The organism is Mycolicibacterium agri (assembly GCF_002553505.1).
In the GTDB taxonomy this organism is placed as follows: Bacteria; Actinomycetota; Actinomycetes; order Mycobacteriales; family Mycobacteriaceae; genus Mycobacterium; species Mycobacterium agri.
The window spans coordinates 1-16,425 of the sequence record NZ_PDCP01000107.1 but is presented as its reverse complement, the minus strand read 5'-3'; the positions used below and the strand labels follow the sequence as shown (position 1 = coordinate 16,425).

At 68.9% G+C, this 16,425-nt stretch carries 14 protein-coding genes and 1 pseudogene; 6 read left to right on the top strand and 9 right to left on the bottom strand.

What is annotated here, in order from left to right; all coding sequences use genetic code 11:
* Nucleotides 1–72: 72 nt before the first annotated feature.
* Together CQY20_RS30380 and CQY20_RS30375 are read left to right on the top strand one after the other, a co-directional pair.
* Nucleotides 73–369: pseudogene (locus CQY20_RS30380) on the top strand (cyclodehydratase); the annotation flags it as partial.
* Between the two features lie 42 nt (nt 370–411).
* A complete protein-coding gene (locus CQY20_RS30375) occupies nt 412–1,746 on the top strand; it encodes a macrolide-binding ATPase MABP-1 (RefSeq protein WP_097944525.1) in 1,335 nt (444 codons plus the stop codon).
* A 54-nt stretch (nt 1,747–1,800) separates the two neighbouring features.
* Here CQY20_RS30375 and CQY20_RS30370 read toward each other — a convergent pair whose 3' ends face one another.
* The 3 genes from CQY20_RS30370 to CQY20_RS30365 all read right to left on the bottom strand — a co-directional run bounded on the left by CQY20_RS30370 (nt 1,801) and on the right by CQY20_RS30365 (nt 4,628).
* A complete protein-coding gene (locus CQY20_RS30370) occupies nt 1,801–2,076 on the bottom strand; it encodes a WhiB family transcriptional regulator (protein WP_097944523.1) in 276 nt (91 codons plus the stop codon).
* Nucleotides 2,077–2,222: 146 nt separating this feature from the next.
* Complete coding sequence (locus CQY20_RS34995) at nt 2,223–2,390, bottom strand: hypothetical protein (RefSeq protein WP_163700762.1); 168 nt, start codon at nt 2,388–2,390, stop codon at nt 2,223–2,225.
* A gap of 105 nt (nt 2,391–2,495) precedes the next feature.
* Nucleotides 2,496–4,628 (bottom strand): ATP-dependent DNA helicase UvrD2, encoded by a 2,133-nt coding sequence (locus CQY20_RS30365; protein ID WP_371871099.1) that lies wholly within the window; start codon nt 4,626–4,628, stop codon nt 2,496–2,498.
* An 87-nt stretch (nt 4,629–4,715) separates the two neighbouring features.
* On the opposite strand from CQY20_RS30365, the gene mrx1 reads away from it, so the two are divergent.
* Nucleotides 4,716–4,964 carry a mycoredoxin Mrx1 gene (gene mrx1 / locus CQY20_RS30360; protein WP_097944519.1) on the top strand — a complete coding sequence of 83 codons (249 nt, stop codon included), beginning with the start codon at nt 4,716–4,718 and terminating at the stop codon, nt 4,962–4,964.
* A 191-nt stretch (nt 4,965–5,155) separates the two neighbouring features.
* Here mrx1 and nudC read toward each other — a convergent pair whose 3' ends face one another.
* Both nudC and CQY20_RS30350 read right to left on the bottom strand, forming a co-directional pair.
* Nucleotides 5,156–6,094 carry an NAD(+) diphosphatase gene (gene nudC / locus CQY20_RS30355; RefSeq protein ID WP_097944517.1) on the bottom strand — a complete coding sequence of 313 codons (939 nt, stop codon included), beginning with the start codon at nt 6,092–6,094 and terminating at the stop codon, nt 5,156–5,158.
* Nucleotides 6,091–7,185, bottom strand: coding sequence for a potassium channel family protein (locus CQY20_RS30350; protein WP_097944515.1), 1,095 nt, complete (start codon nt 7,183–7,185; stop codon nt 6,091–6,093). Before CQY20_RS30350 ends, nudC begins: the two co-directional genes overlap by 4 nt.
* 46 nt (nt 7,186–7,231) lie before the next feature.
* Here CQY20_RS30350 and CQY20_RS30345 point away from each other — a divergent pair, with 46 nt between their 5' ends.
* The gene (locus CQY20_RS30345) at nt 7,232–7,627 is read left to right on the top strand and encodes a DoxX family protein (RefSeq protein ID WP_097944527.1); all 396 of its coding nucleotides are present in this window, start codon (nt 7,232–7,234) and stop codon (nt 7,625–7,627) included.
* On the opposite strand, the gene CQY20_RS30340 is transcribed toward CQY20_RS30345, so the two are convergent.
* From CQY20_RS30340 to CQY20_RS30325, 4 genes are read right to left on the bottom strand one after another with little or no spacing between them, the layout of a single operon-like run.
* Nucleotides 7,605–8,213 (bottom strand): TetR/AcrR family transcriptional regulator, encoded by a 609-nt coding sequence (locus CQY20_RS30340; protein WP_097944513.1) that lies wholly within the window; start codon nt 8,211–8,213, stop codon nt 7,605–7,607. The two genes, CQY20_RS30345 and CQY20_RS30340, sit on opposite strands and share 23 nt — an antisense overlap.
* A gap of 31 nt (nt 8,214–8,244) precedes the next feature.
* Nucleotides 8,245–8,667 (bottom strand): ester cyclase, encoded by a 423-nt coding sequence (locus CQY20_RS30335; RefSeq protein WP_097944511.1) that lies wholly within the window; start codon nt 8,665–8,667, stop codon nt 8,245–8,247.
* Nucleotides 8,668–8,717: 50 nt separating this feature from the next.
* On the bottom strand, nt 8,718–11,975 hold the full coding sequence (locus CQY20_RS30330; RefSeq protein WP_097944509.1) for an ATP-dependent helicase: 3,258 nt from the start codon (nt 11,973–11,975) through the stop codon (nt 8,718–8,720).
* Nucleotides 11,972–15,097, bottom strand: a complete 3,126-nt coding sequence (locus tag CQY20_RS30325) for an ATP-dependent helicase (RefSeq protein ID WP_097944507.1) — start codon at nt 15,095–15,097, stop codon at nt 11,972–11,974. Before CQY20_RS30325 ends, CQY20_RS30330 begins: the two co-directional genes overlap by 4 nt.
* A 106-nt stretch (nt 15,098–15,203) precedes the next feature.
* Between CQY20_RS30325 and CQY20_RS30320 the strand changes: the two genes are divergently transcribed.
* Together CQY20_RS30320 and CQY20_RS30315 are read left to right on the top strand one after the other, a co-directional pair.
* A complete protein-coding gene (locus CQY20_RS30320; protein ID WP_097944505.1) occupies nt 15,204–16,001 on the top strand; it encodes an alpha/beta hydrolase in 798 nt (265 codons plus the stop codon).
* A 2-nt stretch (nt 16,002–16,003) separates the two neighbouring features.
* Nucleotides 16,004–16,300 (top strand): MGMT family protein, encoded by a 297-nt coding sequence (locus CQY20_RS30315; RefSeq protein ID WP_097944503.1) that lies wholly within the window; start codon nt 16,004–16,006, stop codon nt 16,298–16,300.
* Nucleotides 16,301–16,425 lie beyond the last annotated feature (125 nt).

Genomic DNA, 16,425 nt, shown 5'->3' with positions numbered 1-16,425 from the left:
GTGCCACCGCGGCGGCCGCCGAATCCGGCGGATCCAGCAGTGATACGAACTCGGCGTCGGTGACGCTGAGCAAGATGCGCCGACTTGCATCGCAGCGATCGCGACGTGGGCTGGCCTGCGGTCGCGGCGCAGCTGCGCGACACCGTCGGCAGCGCCGATCGCGCCACAGTGCTGGCCACCGCGGCGTTGGCCCTGCATCAGGTCGACCGCGTCATTGCGGCCGTTCGGGAGGGCGTCGGGGTCGATCGCGTGCAGAATCCGCCGGCCACGCTCGACACCACGCTGGAGTTCGACGTCCAGACCGGCTCGACTGTCGCGCGCCGGTGGTCGCGGCATCCGCGGTGCCCGCAGTGTTCGCACAGCGGATGAAAACGCGTGTTGCCACACGGTTGCGGGGGTGCCGGATTCGTCATGGATGATGGACGGGTGAGTGACATCAAACGGGGCCGCGCAGCTCGCAATGCGAAGCTGGCGAGCCTTCCCGTTGGTATGGCAGGTCGGGCCGCGCTGGGCTTCGGTAAGCGGCTGACCGGTAAGTCCAAGGACGAGGTCAACGCCGAGTTGATGGACAGGGCGGCGCAGCAGCTGTTCACCGTTCTCGGCGAGCTCAAGGGCGGCGCAATGAAGGTCGGCCAGGCGCTGTCGGTGATGGAGGCCGCGATTCCCGAGCAGTACGGCAAGCCGTACCGCGAGGCGCTGACCAAACTGCAGCGCGAGGCGCCGCCGCTGCCCGCCGCCAAGGTGCACCGGGTGCTCGACGCGCAGCTGGGCACCAAGTGGCGTGAGCGGTTCGCCTCGTTCGATGACCAGCCCGTGGCGTCGGCCAGCATCGGCCAGGTGCACAAGGCCGTGTGGTCCGACGGACGCGAGGTCGCCGTCAAGATCCAGTATCCCGGCGCCGACGAGGCGCTGCGCGCGGACCTGAAGACCATGCAGCGGATGGTCGGCGTGCTCAAACAGCTCTCCCCCGGTGCCGATGTGCAGGGCGTCGTCGACGAACTCGTCGAGCGCACCGAGATGGAACTCGACTATCGGCTGGAGGGCGACAACCAGCGTGCGTTCGCGAAAGCCTATGAGGGACACCCGCATTTCGTCGTTCCACGCATTGTGGCGAGCGCGCCGAAAGTGGTGATCCAGGAATGGATCGAGGGAGTCCCGATGTCGGTGATCATCCGTGAGGGCACGCAGGAACAGCGGGATCTCATGGGCACCAGGCTTTTCGAGTTGACCTACGATGCGCCGCGGCGGCTGGAGATGATGCACGGTGACGCGCATCCGGGCAATTTCATGTTGCTGCCCGACGGCAAGATGGGTGTGATCGACTTCGGCGCGGTGGCGCCGTTGCCCGGCGGCATCCCACCGGAATTGGGCAGGGCGACGCGCTACGCGTTGAAGAAGGATTACGACAACCTGCTGCCGACCATGGAGAAGATCGGCTTCATCCAGAAGGGTGAGCAGGTGTCGACGCGGGAACTCGACGAGATGTTGCGTCAGTACGTCGAGCCGCTGGAAGTCGAAGTCTTCCACTACACCCGTAAGTGGCTGCAGAAGATGACCGCGGTGAACATGGACCGCTCGGTGGCGCAGATCCGCACTGCGCGACAGATGGACATCCCGGTCAAGTTGGCGATTCCGATGCGCGTCATCGCGTCGAATGTCGCGATCGCCTGCCAGCTCGACGCGCATGTGCCCGCCAGACGGCTTGCCGAGGAACTGGTTCCGGGTTTCGCCGAAGACGACGATTAACGCGGGGTCACCGGCGTCGCTTTCGTTGGGAGGCCGTACGGAGCCCGGCAACCGCTAGGCGGCTGCCGGCTCCGTCTTGCGTGGCCGTCCGCGCGGACGCTTACGCGCAACGATTGCGCCGCGTACGAGGATCTCTCCACCCCAAACGCCCCACGGCTCGCCGCGGTCGAGGGCGGCCGCCAAGCACTCCTGCCGGATCGGGCATTCGGCACACAAGGCCTTGGCCCGTTCCAGTTCGACTGGGCTTTCCGCAAACCACAAGTCGGGATCACCGACATGACATGGCACGGCCGGCAGTGACTTCTTGCGGAATGTCAGGGGGCGTGACATGTCCGTTCACCTGCTTCCTGGTCGTCGATCTTTTCGGTTCGTTTTCTCTTCGGATTCGTGACCAGGTTCGTGGGGTTCTCCCAAAAAACTATGGCCACGGATCCTGGATTGCGGGTCCGTGGCCATTTCGGCGTTCTGGGAGCTAGTTAAGTGATGCCCCGATTCACGGACGCGACAATCGCGGTGGCGTTGCGCGGCTTACGCGGCGCAATCGCGGCGCCATGATGCGCCGCGGCGGCGGTTGCCTCGGAAATCTGGAGGGTTCGCGACATGCCGGCCACGCCTACGGCGTTGAACGCGTTGATAATCGTCATGATCGCAGCACCCTCCTCTCGTCCGTCTCGGAAGTCGTTTCGAGGCTAGAGCTTAGCAGCCCTTTCCCACAACCGATTTTTTGACCTGCGGTTTTGGCACGATCTTTACGACGTTTGGCGGCTCTTGACCAGTGCGAGCACATCGGCGCCGAACTGTTCGAGCTTTCGCGCGCCGATGCCGGGGATCGCGACGAGCGCGGCGTCGTCGGTGGGCAGCGTCTCCGCGATCGCGATCAAGGTGTTGTCGGTGAACACCACATACGCCGGCACGTTCATGTCCTTGGACGTGCGCAGCCGCCAGTCCTTCAAGTCGGCGAGCAGCTGCTCGTCGATGTCGGACGGGCAGCTCTCGCAGCGGCGCAGCATGATCGCGGGCGGCGTGGTGAGGATGTTGTTGCAGACGCGGCATCGCGGCGCCGGGCCCCGCGGTTTGCGCGGCCGGTTGGGTGTGTCGGACTGCGATTGCGGGGCGATGCCGTTGAGGAACCGTGACGGTCTGCGGGTCTGTCGTCCGCCGGGATTGCGCGACAGCGCCCAGCTGAGCGCCAAATGCACTCGCGCCCTTGTGATTCCGACATAAAGCAGCCTGCGTTCCTCTTCGACCGGCTCGCTGTCGGGTCCGTGCGCGAGCGCGTGGGAGATCGGCAGGGTGCCGTCGGCCAGGCCGACGAGGAACACGGCGTCCCACTCCAGCCCCTTGGCCGCGTGCAGCGAGGCCAGGGTAACGCCCTGCACGACGGGTGGGTGGCGGGCGTCGGCGCGGTGCCGAAGCTCGGCGAGTAACGCACGAAGATCGAGTGAAGGCCGTTGCGCCACTTCGTCATTGACGAGATCAGCGAGTGCCGTCAGCGCCTCCCAGCGTTCCCGGGCCCTGGTGCCGGTCGGCGGTTCGGCGGTCAGCCCGAGCGGTTCGAGAAGTTGGCGTACCAGCTCGGGCAGCTCGGCGCCCGATGCGTCGGTGCCGCGTTCGGCGGCGCGCTGCAGGGCCACGAGCGATTGGCGGATTTCCTGGCGGCTGAAGAACCCTTCTCCGCCGCGCACCTGAAAGGCGATGCCTGCCTCGGTCAACGCCTCCTCGTACACCTCCGACTGCGCGTTGATGCGGTACAGCACCGCGATTTCCGATGGCGGCGTGCCGCTTTCGATGAGACGGGCGATCTTCTTGGCGACGGCCGCCGCCTCGGCGACTTCGTCGGTGTGCTCGGAGAACGTCGGTTTCGGGCCGGGATCGCGCTGGCCGACCAGGTGCAGCTTGCTGCCGGCGACGCGGCCGCGGGCCGCCGCGATGACCTGGTTGGCCAGCGACACCACCTGCGGCGTGGATCGGTAGTCGCGCTCCAGGCGCACCACCGCGGCGTCGGGATAGCGGCGCGAGAAGTTCAACAGGAACTGCGGGGTGGCGCCGGTGAAGGAGTAGATGGTCTGGTTGGCGTCGCCGACCACGGTCAGGTCGTCACGTTCGCCGAGCCAGGCGTTGAGCACGCGTTGCTGCAGCGGGGTGACGTCCTGGTATTCGTCGACGACGAAGCAGCGGTAGCGGTCGCGGAACTCCTGGGCCACGGCCGGGTCGTTCTCGATCGCGGCCGCGGTGTGCAGCAGCAGGTCGTCGAAGTCGAGCAGCGCCACACCGTCGGCGCGGGCCTTCAGGCGTTCGTAGCCTGCGTAGACGCCGGCCACTTTCTCGGCGTCCAGTGGGATGTCGCGCCCGGCCTTGGCGACGGCGGCGGCGTAGCCCTCGGGGCTGATCAGCGAGGCCTTGGCCCACTCGATCTCACCTGCGAGGTCGCGCACGTCGTCGGTGCTGACCTGCAGCCCGGCCCGGCTCGCCGCCTGCGCGACGACGGAGAACTTGCTGTCCAGCAGCTGCCAGCTGGTGTCGCCCACGACCCGTGGCCAGAAGTACTGCAGCTGGCGGCGGGCGGCGGCGTGGAACGTCATCGCCTGCACGGCCCCGGTGCCCGACCCGTCGTCCAGCGCGCGCAGCCTGCTGCGCATTTCGCCGGCTGCGCGCTGGGTGAACGTCACCGCCAGCACCTGACTTGCCGCGACATGCCCGGCTGTCACCAGGTGCGCGATGCGTCGGGTGATCGTGCGGGTCTTGCCGGTGCCCGCGCCGGCCAACACGCACACAGGCCCGCGCGGGGCCAGCACCGCTTCACGCTGTTCGTCGTCCAGCTCGCCGAGATGCGTGGGATCTGCTTCGCTCCTCACGTCCGTGGGCGACATGCGCTCCATCATGGCAGGGCCGACCGACATCGCCGGGACGTGTGCGCCGCGTGGCCCCGATTACGCAATTTCCGACGGCTCCGATACGTTGGACCCGTTATGACAGTCAGCGACGCGCCGGTCACCATGTACACCACAACGTGGTGCGGCTATTGCGCCCGGTTGAAGACGGCATTGAAGGCCGAAGGCATCCCGTTCACCGAGGTCGACATCGAAACCGATCCTGCCGCCGCGGAATTCGTGATGTCGGTCAACGGCGGCAACCAGACCGTGCCGACGGTGAAGTTGCCCGACGGGTCCACGCTGACCAATCCGAGCGCGCGCGACATCAAGGCCAAACTGGGCTAGCGGCCCGGCGCTGGTGGCCGCGCTGCGCGGCCGCGGTGCACGGCCAACTTGCGCTGCGAGCGCGGCCAATCCGTGCGGAGCGGCGCGTGGCCAACCTCCGCTGCGAGCGCGGCCTACCTGCGCCGAGATCCACGAAATGGCGCGATTTACTCGTACTTTTACGCCCAAATGTACGTTTCGGCGTAAGGGGGTTAGTCGAGGGCGGCCCAGGATTCGATGATCTCCCTGGCGATGGAGATCGATCCCGGCAGCAGGAGCCGCGACGAGGAGTCGCTGTTCCAATCGCCGTGGTCGAGCGCCTCGCGGATCTCGGCGCGCGTGAACCAGCCCGCCTCGGCGATCTCGCCGTCGTGGAAAGCGAACTCCTGGTCGGGATCGCCGATGGCGTGAAAGCCGACCATCAACGACCGCGGGAACGGCCACGGCTGACTGCCCAGATAGGTCACATCGCGGACGGTCAGCCCGATCTCCTCGGCGATCTCGCGTTGTACGCAGGCCTCGAACGACTCCCCCGCCTCGACGAACCCGGCCAGCAGCGAGAACAACCGCTCCGGCCACAGCGTCTGGCGGGCCAGCACCGCGCGGTCGTAGCCGTCGTGCACCAGGCAGATCACCGCGGGGTCGATCCGCGGGAACTCCTCGTGTCCGTTGACGGGATTCACCCGCGCCCAACCGCCCTTGGACGGCTTCGTCGGTGAGCCGTCGTTGGCGCTGAACCGCGCACTGTCATGCCAATTCAGCAGGGCCGTCGCCGTCGCCACCAACTGCGCGCTGACGTCGTCGAAGATGTGGCCGGCCCGACGCAGGTCGAGCACCTGGGTTTCGACCGTCCGGTCCTCGGGCGCCACCAACGCGCTGCGCACCGCCCACACATGCCTGCCGTCCGGCACCCGGCCCAGGAACACCGCGTGCTCGCTGGGTTTATCCCCCAACGCGGTGGCCTTGCCCAGCACCACTCGGCCGTCGGCGATCAGCACCTGATTGCGCGAATCCACCCGCAGCAGAAGGGCATCCGACCATCCGGCGATCGCCGCGTCGATATCGGTACGCAACGCGTCGGCGCGGTCGGCCCCCACGCGCGACAACAGCGGCACATTGCGCAGTTGAAACGAGGTCAAGCGGCGGCTCATCGCTCGGATTCGGCGCTGCGGATGTAGAGCAGCCGGTCGCCGAGTTCGAGGGCGTCGACCTTGGGGTCGTCCACGCGCAAAAGCTGTCCGCCGCGAACGACGCCCAGGACGATGTCGGGGTTGTGCCGGGGCGAGCCGCCGACCTCCTTGGGTTCGACTTCGCGTTCGGCGATCGCGAATCCGGCGTCGGGCGTCAGTAGGTCTTCCATCATTTCGACAACGCTGGGTGTCTGCACCGCTATGCCCAGCAGGCGGCCCGCTGTCTCCGACGTCACAACCGTCGAATCCGCACCCGACTGCTCCAACAGGTGCTGGTTCTCGGCCTCGCGCACCGCCGCGATGATCTTGGCGTTGGGCGCCAACTCGCGGGCGGTCAGGGTGACCAGCACGGCGGCGTCGTCGCGGTTGGTCGCCACGATGATGGCCTTGGCGTGCTGGGCACTGGCCAGGCGCAGCACTTCGGAATCCGTTGCGTTGCCGCGGACGGTGACCAGCCCGGCGCTTTTGGCCCGCTCGAGGGCGGCGGGGTCCTCGTCGACGACGACGATGTCGGCGGGGGCCACCTCGTCGCCGACCATCGCGGCGACGGCGGTCCTGCCCTTGGTGCCGTAGCCGACGACGATGGTGTGGTTGCGCACTCTGCTCCTCCATCGCTGAATCTTCAGTGCCTGGCGCGACTGCGTGGTGAGGGTCTCGACCGTGGTGCCGATCAGCACGATCAGGAACGCCACCCGCAGCGGGGTGATCACCAGCACGTTGGTCAGCCGCGCCGACGGGGTGACGGGCGTGATGTCGCCGTAGCCGGTGGTCGACAACGACACCGTCGCGTAATAGAAGCAGTCGAGAAACGACAGCGGATCGTCGGGGTTGGGGCTGCTCTCGATGTCGCGGTAGCCGTGCCTGTCCAGATAGACGATCATCACCGCCGCGAACAGCGCCGTGAGTGCATAGATGATCCGGCGGATGATGCGTTGGGTCGGGCTGACGAACGGCTCGGGGATGCGCAGGATGTCGACCAGATCGGCGTCCGGTCGCGTGGTCAGGTTCTGGTCGATCGCGGCCAGACGCCGACGCAATCTGCCTCTAGCCACGAGGGTCCGTCACCGGATGGGACTGCCGCACCAGCACAATGTAATCATGACCTGCCCGCCGCCCGAACTGCAGCAGATCGCCACCCGCGCGCCCGCCTACCGACTTGCGGCGATGCTGCTGGGCGTCGGCACCCTGCACTTCGTGACGCCCAGGCCGTTCGACGCGATCGTTCCGGCCGAATTGCCCGGCAGCCCACGCTTCTACACCTATGCCTCCGGCGTGGCCGAGCTATCAACCGCCGGTCTGCTGTTGTCGCCGCGCACCCGCAAGGTGGGGGCGTTGGCCGCGATCGCGGTCTTCCTCGGTGTCTACCCCGCAAACATCAACATGGTGCGGCTGTGGTGGAAGAAGCCGTGGCCGATGCGACTGGCCGCGATCGCCCGGTTCCCGTTGCAGTTCCCGATGATCGCGCAGGCCGTCAAGGTCTACCGGACCTCGTAGCGGCGTTGACGAGCGCCGCGATCGCCCACCGCTTGACCTCCCGCGCCTCCGCGGGGTCCAGCTGCAGCACATCCTTGAGGACCACCATCGACTCGGTTCCGAGAATAAGTGCCAGCGCTCTCGAAAGCCGTTGTCTGACAACAGGGTCGATATCGTCGCGGGCCGGTTCCAGCGCCGAGTCGATCAGCGCGGCTCGGCGGTTCTGCCGAGCCGGAACGGGGTCGTGGTCGCCGTTGCGGTCCTGCTGCAGCGACAGCGCCAGCATCAACCGCAGCGCCTGTTCGTTGGCGGCGATCATGTCGTCGAGCGCCGCGTCGACGATGTTCAGGCGCTCCACCGGGTCCTCAGATCCGTCGGCGAACAAGGCGTCCGGATCGGGCATGGCGCCGTCCAGCGGTGCCTCCACCAGCAGCGCGTCCACGTTCGGGAAGTAGCGATAGGCGGTGGCGCGCGACACCAACGCCTCCTCGGCGACATCCTCCAGCGTCGGCCGGCGCCCCTGCCGCAGCAACCGCGCCGCCGCGTCGAGCAGGTCTTTTCGGGTGCGACTCTTCTGATTCGGCCGACCCGCGGTGGCATCAGTCATGGAAGCCTGGGAAGGCCGGGAAGCCATTACCTCAGTCCTGCGACAGTTGCGCCACGATCGACGCGAAGTCGATCCAGACGTTCTCCCGCGAGATGTCGCCGTTGTCGGCGAACTCGATGACGTGCAACAGCCGGAACTCGAGCGGACGGTTCCTGCCCTCTAGCCCGAACGGTCTGCCGGGAGCCCTTCCGCGCCATACCGATTCGTCGACGAGGAAGCCCTCACCGTACAACCGGCGGACGGTTTCGCAGCGGCCGTCGGACAGATCCTTGAACAGGCCTTCGTAGAAGGTGCGGGCGCCCTCACGACCATGGGTGGGGCCGGTCGGATAGCCGACGATGTCGTGTTCGGCGTCCGGCGCGAGGGTGCTCAAGACCCCCTCGATGTCGTCGCGTGCTTCGAAGTCGAAGTGTTCCTCGATCTTCTGATCCATCTGGGCGGGGGTCAGTGCCATGCGCAGAGAGCCTAATGAGACAGATGTCTCATGTCAATATCAATATCTAGTCATGCGACCTCCTTCTGAAGCAGCGCGGCGAGGTCGGCGATGTCCGGCAGGGAATCGGGCACCACGGTGCGCCCCGACTGCACGTAGTGGAATGCGGCCCGAATCGAGTCGACGGGCACGCCGCGCAGTTCGGCCCAGGCCAGCCGGTACACCGCGAGCTGGACGGCGGCGTGCTGTCGGGCCTCGGGGGTGTGGGGCGGTTCGCCGGTCTTCCAGTCGACGACGGTGATGCCGTCAGCGTCCTCGAACACCGCGTCGATGCGGCCGCGCACCACGGTGCCGCCGATGACCATGTCGAACGGCACCTCGACCTCCACGGGTGTGCGGGCCGCCCACGGGCTGCCCATGAACGCGGCCTGCAGTTCGGCCAGCGCATCGGCGTCCGCGCGGGCCAGCTGACCGTCCATCGCCCCGGGCAGGTCGTCGAGGTCGAACAGCCGCTCGGCGCCGTAGAACCGCTGCACCCAGTCGTGAAAAGCGGTGCCCAGCAAGGCATGCGGATCCGGGCGGACCGGCAGCCGGCGACGCATCCTGCGCAGCGCGGCGGCCTGGTCGCGGCCCAACTCGACCAGGCTGCTCACCGACAGCGCGGGGGGCATCGCGACCGGGCGCTGCGGAACCGCGCGTTCGCGTTCGGCAAGCAGCGCGTCGACGTCGGCGGCCCAGTCTTCGACGGCGTCGTCGGGGACCGCCAGTGTCCCGGTCATCGCGGCTTGCACCAGATGGGCGCCGCGATTGACGTCGCCGCGCCGCGGTCCGGCCGGGTCGGCGGGCCAGACCGCCTCGATCACCTTGTCGCGCAACGGGTTCGGCTCACCGTTGGCGGGCGCTGGCGCCCAGTGTTCGACGGCGCCGCACGGGTCGCCGCCGACGGCCGAGCTGTCGATGATCTCCTTGAGTTCGCAGAGAAACTCCGACGGGCCCCGCGGCTTGCCCTCCGAGGCGCCCCAGTGGTGGCCGGACAGCAACAGTGTGTCCTCCGCGCGGGTCAACGCCACGTACAGCAGCCTGCGCTCCTCGTCGACCCGTCGCTGCTCCAGCCGCCGCTTATGCTCATTGATCTTGTCCGACAACTGCTTCCGATTGGTCACATCGGACGTGTCGAGCACCGGGACGCCGTGGGCGCCCAGCGTGGCCCGGTCGCCGCGCAGCAGGGGCGGCAGGTCGCCGGCGTCGGTGAGCCAGGTGCGCGTCGACGCCGTCGACGGGAAGATTCGCCCGCTCAAGTGCGGCACGGCGACCACCTGCCACTCCAACCCTTTCGCGGCGTGCACGGTGAGGATCTGCACACGGTCGTGCGCGACGCTGATCTCGGCGGGTGCCAATCCATTCTCCACTTCCATTGCGGCATCGAGGAAGCCGAGCATGTCGGCCACCCCCGCACCCGGGCGGCCGGCGACGTACTCGGCCACCACGTCGGCGAACGCATCGAGGTGTTCGGTGCCGGTCCACTCCGTCGACGGGGGCCGGGCCGCGCGGGCTTCGGCATCGACGCCCAGGACGCGTCGTATCTCGGCGACCAGGTCGGGCAGCGCATGGGCGAGGTGGGCGCGCAGGCCGGTCAATTCATGTCCGAGCGCGGTGATCCTGCGGTGGCCCGCCGGCGAGTAGGCCTCGGCGGGGCCGGGGTCGCTGATCGCATCCGCCAGGCAGGCGGTGTCGGCATCCGGCGCGGCCTGCGCGACGACGTCGTCAACCGAACCACGATCCGTCGGCGCACCAGCGTCCAGGCTGTCGAGCTCGACCGCCCGCCGCCACAACGCCGCGATGTCGCGCCCGCCGAGTTGCCAGCGCGGCCCGGTGAGCACTCGCATCGCGGCCGCGCCCGCGGCGGGATCGGCGACGAGGCGCAGCATCGCCACCACGTCGGCGACTTCGGGCACGGAGAGCAGGCCCGCCAGCCCCACCACCTCCACCGGCACGCCGCGGGCGGTCAGCGCATCTGCCATCGGCGCCGCATCGGCGTTGCGGCGCACCAGAACCGCCGTCGTGGGCACGGCCTCGCCCGCGTCGCGCGCCGCGTGGTAGCGCCTGGCGATGTGGTCGGCCACCCAGTCGCGTTCGGCTTCGACGTCGTTAAGCAACGCGCAGCGGATCGTGCCGGGCTGCGCGCCGGGGCGTGGCCGAAGCGCCTTCACGGCGACCGACCTGCGCCGCGCCTCGGTCGACACCGCGTTGGCCAGATACAGCGCCCGCGGCGGATTACGCCAGCTGGTGCGCAATTCCAGCGTCGGCGCCGGGCTGCCGTCCGAGCGCGGGAAGTCGGTGGTGAACCGCGGCAGGTTGGTCGCCGACGCGCCCCGCCACCCGTAGATCGACTGGATCGGGTCGCCGACGGCGGTCAATGCGAGGTCGTCGTCGACTCCCCCGCCGAACAGCGACGACAGCGCCATCCGCTGGGCGTGACCGGTGTCCTGGTACTCGTCGAGCAGTACGACGCGGAAGCGGTTCCGCAGTTGCTCACCGACTTGCGGGAACGTCGACGCCAGCCGCGCGGCCGCGGCCATCTGCATGCCGAAATCCATCACTTTCTCGTCGCGCATACGCCGGTGCAGCGCGTCGATCAGCGGAACCAGTTCGGCGCGTTCGGTCTGGGTGGCCAGCATCCGCAGCAGCCACTGGCTGGGGCCGCGGTCACGCTGGTACGGGCCGGCGGGCAGCGTGTGCACCAGCCGTTCCAACTCGACGTGGGTGTCGGTCAACTGCTCGGTGCCGACGAGGTGCTCGGCCAGTTGACCGGCGAGCCGCAACACCATCTTCGTCACCGCCGCAGGTGTCTTGTCGGTGTTGAGCGGACCGGGGTGCTCGGCGACGACGCGAAAGGCCAGCTGCCACAACTCCGTTTCACCGATCAGCCTGGTGTCGGGCTCGACGGGGAGCAACAGGCCGTGTTCGCGCAGCAGTGTGCCCGCGAAGGCGTGGTAGGTGCTGACGGTCGGCGGGTCGTCGGCGGCGTCGAGGCCGCCGGGCACGATGCCGGCTCCGGCCAGCCGGGCCAGCCGCGAGCGGACGCGGCGCAGCAGCTGACCGGCCGCCTTGCGGGTGAAGGTGAGACCGAGCACCTGCCCCGGCGAGGCGTAGCCGTTGGCCACCAGCCACACCACGCGCGCGGCCATCGTCTCCGTCTTCCCCGCGCCGGCGCCTGCGATCACCACCAGCGGTCCCGGTGATGCGGCGATGACCGCGGCTTGCTCGTCGGTAGGAGCGAAAAGACCGAGGGCGGAGGCTAATTCGGCGGGGCTGTACGTGTGTGTCATGCTTGTCCTGTTCCGTTGGCGGCGGCCTGTGCCGGGCAGTGGCCGCGGATCGGGCAGTGCGCGCAGCCGTCGTTGATGCGCGCGAGGAACTGCGGCCCGCGGGTGGCGGCGGCCGCTTGCGCCACCGCCTGCCGCCACTGGTCGCGCAGGTCGGGCGTCAGCGGGTTCTGCTCACGTTCGGTCGGTCCGCTCGCACTGGACTTGCCGAGGTAGACCAACCGGCCGCCACCGGGTGAATCACCTTCCGGCAGCAGGCCTTCGGCGATGGCCAATTGGTACATCGCCAGCTGGGCGTGGCGCTGGGCATCGTCCTTGGTGACGGGTGATTTGCCGGTCTTGATGTCGACGACCACGAGGCGGCCTTCGCCGTCGCGCTCGAGCCGGTCGACGCGGCCACGCACCCGCACGGGCGTGCCGTCGCAGTCGAGCACGCCGTCGACGTCGACCTCGGTGCCCACCTCGGTGAGCTCGCGGCGCGTCTGCTCGCGCCACGCCAGGAAGGTGGCCAGCATCGCGCGGTGCCGTTCCAGTTCGTTGTCTGCATACCATTGCGATTCGAACGGCAGTTTCGCCCAGACTCTTTCGAGCTCTGCCGCCATCCGCGCCTCGTTCATCGCCGGGTCGGACACCAGGGCGTGTATCAGTGAGCCGACCGCCGAGCGCACGTCGCGACCGTCGCTGCCGCCGTGGCGTTCCAGCAGCCAGCGCAGAGGGCAGTCGGCCAGTGTCTGCAGAGTCGACGGCGACAGCCGCACCACGTGGTCGTCGCCCTCCCACAGTGGTTCGTCGGTGCTCGGCGACGTCATGCCGTACCACTGTCTGGGGTCAGCGCCAGCGATTCCCGCCGCGGCCAGCCGCGCCAATTGCGCTGCGGCACAGGCCCGAACCGTGTCATCGACGGCGCCCTCGGGGGCGCAAACCACCGCGCGCAGATGGCCGACCATCGGCGCGGGCGCCAGCACCCGCGGCGCAGGCAGGGGTTCGGGGTTACGCTCGCCGTCCTCAGTTGCGAACTGTGCCAGATCGGCGTGAAACGGCGACGGCAACATCGCGTCGTCGCCGGATTCGCTGTCGACCGCGGTCACCAGCAGTCTGCGGCGGGCCCGCCCCATCGCGGCGATCAGCAGTCGGCGTTCCTCGGCCAGCAGCGGCGCGCGGCTGGACACGCCGTCAGCGTCGGCGACGCCGTCGAGCACGTCGACCAGCTGCTGGGTTCCGAGCACGCCGCCGCGCGGAGTTGTGTTGGGCCACAACCCTTCCTGTAGACCGGCGATCACGACGAAGTCCCATTCCCCGCCGAGCGCGGCGTGCGCGCTGAGCACGGCGACACCCTCAGCGCCGGTAGCCGGTTCGCCAGTGGTGGGCAGCGGGCCCAGTGCCCGCACATGCTCGACGAGGCCGCGCAATGAGGCGCCTGCCGTCCGCGAGACGTACTGCTCGGTGACGTCGAACAGGGCGGTGACGGCGTCGAGATCGGCGTCGGCGTTCGCGCCGACGGTGCCGCCGCGCTCGCTGGCCGCCAGCCACCGCTTCTGCAGGCCGGAACGGTGCCACGCCTGCCAGAGCGTGTAGCGCGGGTCCGCGCCGCCGGCGTCACTGTCGCGGGCGGCGGCCAGCACGGCCCGCACTCGGTGCAGTGCGCGGCCCAGATCGCCGTTGACGGCGTGGTTTTCCGTCTCGAGCGCTTCGACGAGCAGCTCACCGAAGTCGCGGGGCGGCTGGTGGCGGTCGGCTCGGCGCAGCGCCCTGCGCAGTTGGCGCAGCGACACCGGATCGACCCGGCCGATGGGCCCGGTCAGCAGTTCGGTGGCCCGCTCGCCGTCCAGTCCGTCGGCGACGGCGGCCAGCACCGTCAGCATGGCGCGCACTGCGGGTTGCTCGGCCAGCGGGACCCCCGACGGCGGCGCGAGCACGGGAACGCCGGCCGCGACGAGCGCACGCGACAGTGCCGCTCCGCTGTGCCGCACCGAGCGCACGATCACGGCCATCTGTGACCACGGCACCTCGTCGATGAGGTGGGCTCGGCGCAGCGCGTCGGCGATCAATGCGGATTCGGCGTGCGGCGATGCGGCGATTCGTACGGACACGGCGCCTGGGCCGTCGCCGCTGCCGGTGATCGCTCGTGCCGCGCCCGCTCCCGGCAACCGCTGTGCGACGCCGGTGATGGCCTGTGCCACCGCAGGTGCGCAGCGGTGCGACTCGGTCAAGACGATCACCGGATCGTCGTCGGCGTGCAGCAGGGCGGGATCGGCGCCGCGGTAGGAGAACACCGCCTCGTTGGGATCACCCGCGATGACCGTCAGGTCGGCGCCGGCGGCCAGGACCCGCACCAGGCGGGCGGCCTGCGGGTCGAGGTGCTGGGCGTCGTCGACGAGCAGCAGCTTGATCCGCGACCGCTCAGCGGCCAACAGGTCCGCGTCGACGGCGAAGGCTTCCAAGGCGGCGCCGATGAGTTCGGCGGCACCTAGTGCAGGCACGGTGGCCTGCGGGGCGGCCATCCCGACCGCCGAGCGCAGCAGCATCACCTGCTCGTACTGTTGGGCGAACTGACCCGCGGCGAGCCATTCGGGACGGCCGGACAACCGCCCGATGCGTTGCAGCGCAACGGGATCGACACCGCGTTCGGTACAACGGGAGATCAAATCGCGCAGCTCGTTGGCGAATCCGGCCGTGCTCAGCGCCGGGCGCAGCTGGCGAGGCCACGCCACCGCGGCGCTGTCGCCGTCTTCGAGGTCGCCTGCCAGCAGCTCGCGGATGATGCCGTCCTGCTCGGCGGTGGTGATGAGCCGCGGCGGCGGGTCTCCGTTGCGCTGAGCCGCCAACCGCAACACCGCGAACGCATACGAGTGCACCGTCCGCACGAGCGGCTCGCGCACGACGGCGCGGCTGCCTGCCGACAGCAGCGCCGTGGTGATCGCTGCGCGCGCCTGTGCGCCCAGCCTGGCCGAACCCGTCAGCAGCAGAACCGATTCCGGGTCGGCCCCGTCGGCGATGTGCGCAGCCGCGGTGTCGATCAGCGCGGTCGTCTTACCCGTGCCGGGGCCACCCACGACGCGCACCACACCGCGAATGCCGGGTTGCGTCAACGCCGCTGGGGTCAGCGTGAGGTCGGGTGCGGACATGTAGGCATGACAGCACGAGGGTCCGACAAATCCCGTCGGGCGAGCACTTAGCTGCCCGACCGGGACCAGATCAGCAGGCCTTGAGGGGCCCACTTAGCATCGACGCGTGGCCAGTGATTCCCCATTTCTCAATGTGCACCGATTCGGACCCGATCAGCCGGCACAGGTTCTGGCCGTGCACGGCTTGACCGGTCACGGCCTGCGCTGGCGCACGCTGGCCACCAAGCACCTGCCTAACGCCTCGATATTGGCGCCCGACCTCCTGGGCCACGGGCGGTCGTCGTGGCGGGCCCCGTGGACACTGGAGGCCAACGTCGCCGCGCTGGCCGATCTGCTCGCGCGGGAGGCGACGCGGCCCGTGGTGGTGGTCGGGCATTCGTTCGGCGGTGCCGTCGCGTTGCGCCTTGCGGCCGCACGCCCGGACCTGGTCGCGTCGCTGGTGCTGCTCGACCCCGCCGTCGGCCTGGACGGGGCGTGGATGGCCAACATCGCCGACGACATGATGTCCTCGCCGTACTACCTCGACCGCGACGAGGCCCGCAACGAGAAGGCCAGCGGGTCATGGGCCGACGTGGATCCCGCCGAGCTGGACGCCGAACTCGACGAGCATCTGGTGGAGCGCCCCGACGGCCGCTACGGGTGGCGGATCAGCATCCCGGCGATGATGTCGTACTGGAGTGAGTTGGCGCGCGATTTCGTCATACCACACAAGGGGATTCGGACGACGTTGGTACGGGCCACCAAGACCGATCCCCCGTATGTGACCGACGCGCTGATCACCGCCTTGTCCGAGGATCTCGGCCCGCGTTTCACGCTGGTCGATTTCGACTGCGACCACATGGTGGCACAGGCGCTGCCCGCCGAGACGGCCGCGGTGATCAAGGAACGGCTCGAACAGGCCTAGCCATGGCGGCGATCACCGACGAGCAGGTCGAGACGGTGCGCGCGCTGGTCGCGTCGATACCACCGGGGCGGGTGTCGACCTACGGCGACATCGCCGCGGCCGCAGGGCTTTCCAGCCCGCGCATCGTTGGCTGGATCATGCGCACCGATTCGTCGGATCTGCCGTGGCACCGGGTGATCTCCGCGTCGGGCAGGCCCGCGCGCCACTTGGCCACCCGGCAATTGGAGCTGCTGCGGGCAGAAGGAGTGCTCGCTGTCGACGGCCGGGTGCCGTTGCGGGAAGTGCGCCACGAGTTCTGAGCGCGGTGGTCCCATGCGTGAGCAGACGCTTGTGCCCGCAAAAGCCCAGGCGATTTCTGGGGGTGATTGCAACAGCCACCTTGTTGGAGGTTGTTGTGTATCTGAAGGCTTATCCCTGGATTATG

Bases quoted from the DNA above. Each gene is read 5' to 3' on its own strand.
- CQY20_RS30325 (WP_097944507.1), bottom strand. From the start codon at position 15,097: ATGTCCGCACCCGACCTCACGCTGACCCCAGCGGCGTTGACGCAACCC.
- CQY20_RS30370 (WP_097944523.1), bottom strand. From the start codon at position 2,076: ATGTCACGCCCCCTGACATTCCGCAAGAAGTCACTGCCGGCCGTGCCA.
- nudC (WP_097944517.1), bottom strand. From the start codon at position 6,094: ATGAGCCGCCGCTTGACCTCGTTTCAACTGCGCAATGTGCCGCTGTTG.
- CQY20_RS30340 (WP_097944513.1), bottom strand. From the start codon at position 8,213: ATGACTGATGCCACCGCGGGTCGGCCGAATCAGAAGAGTCGCACCCGA.
- CQY20_RS30345 (WP_097944527.1), top strand. From the start codon at position 7,232: ATGACCTGCCCGCCGCCCGAACTGCAGCAGATCGCCACCCGCGCGCCC.
- mrx1 (WP_097944519.1), top strand. From the start codon at position 4,716: ATGACAGTCAGCGACGCGCCGGTCACCATGTACACCACAACGTGGTGC.
- CQY20_RS30335 (WP_097944511.1), bottom strand. From the start codon at position 8,667: ATGGCACTGACCCCCGCCCAGATGGATCAGAAGATCGAGGAACACTTC.
- CQY20_RS30375 (WP_097944525.1), top strand. From the start codon at position 412: ATGGATGATGGACGGGTGAGTGACATCAAACGGGGCCGCGCAGCTCGC.
- CQY20_RS30315 (WP_097944503.1), top strand. From the start codon at position 16,004: ATGGCGGCGATCACCGACGAGCAGGTCGAGACGGTGCGCGCGCTGGTC.
- CQY20_RS34995 (WP_163700762.1), bottom strand. From the start codon at position 2,390: ATGACGATTATCAACGCGTTCAACGCCGTAGGCGTGGCCGGCATGTCG.
- CQY20_RS30365 (WP_371871099.1), bottom strand. From the start codon at position 4,628: ATGATGGAGCGCATGTCGCCCACGGACGTGAGGAGCGAAGCAGATCCC.
- CQY20_RS30330 (WP_097944509.1), bottom strand. From the start codon at position 11,975: ATGACACACACGTACAGCCCCGCCGAATTAGCCTCCGCCCTCGGTCTT.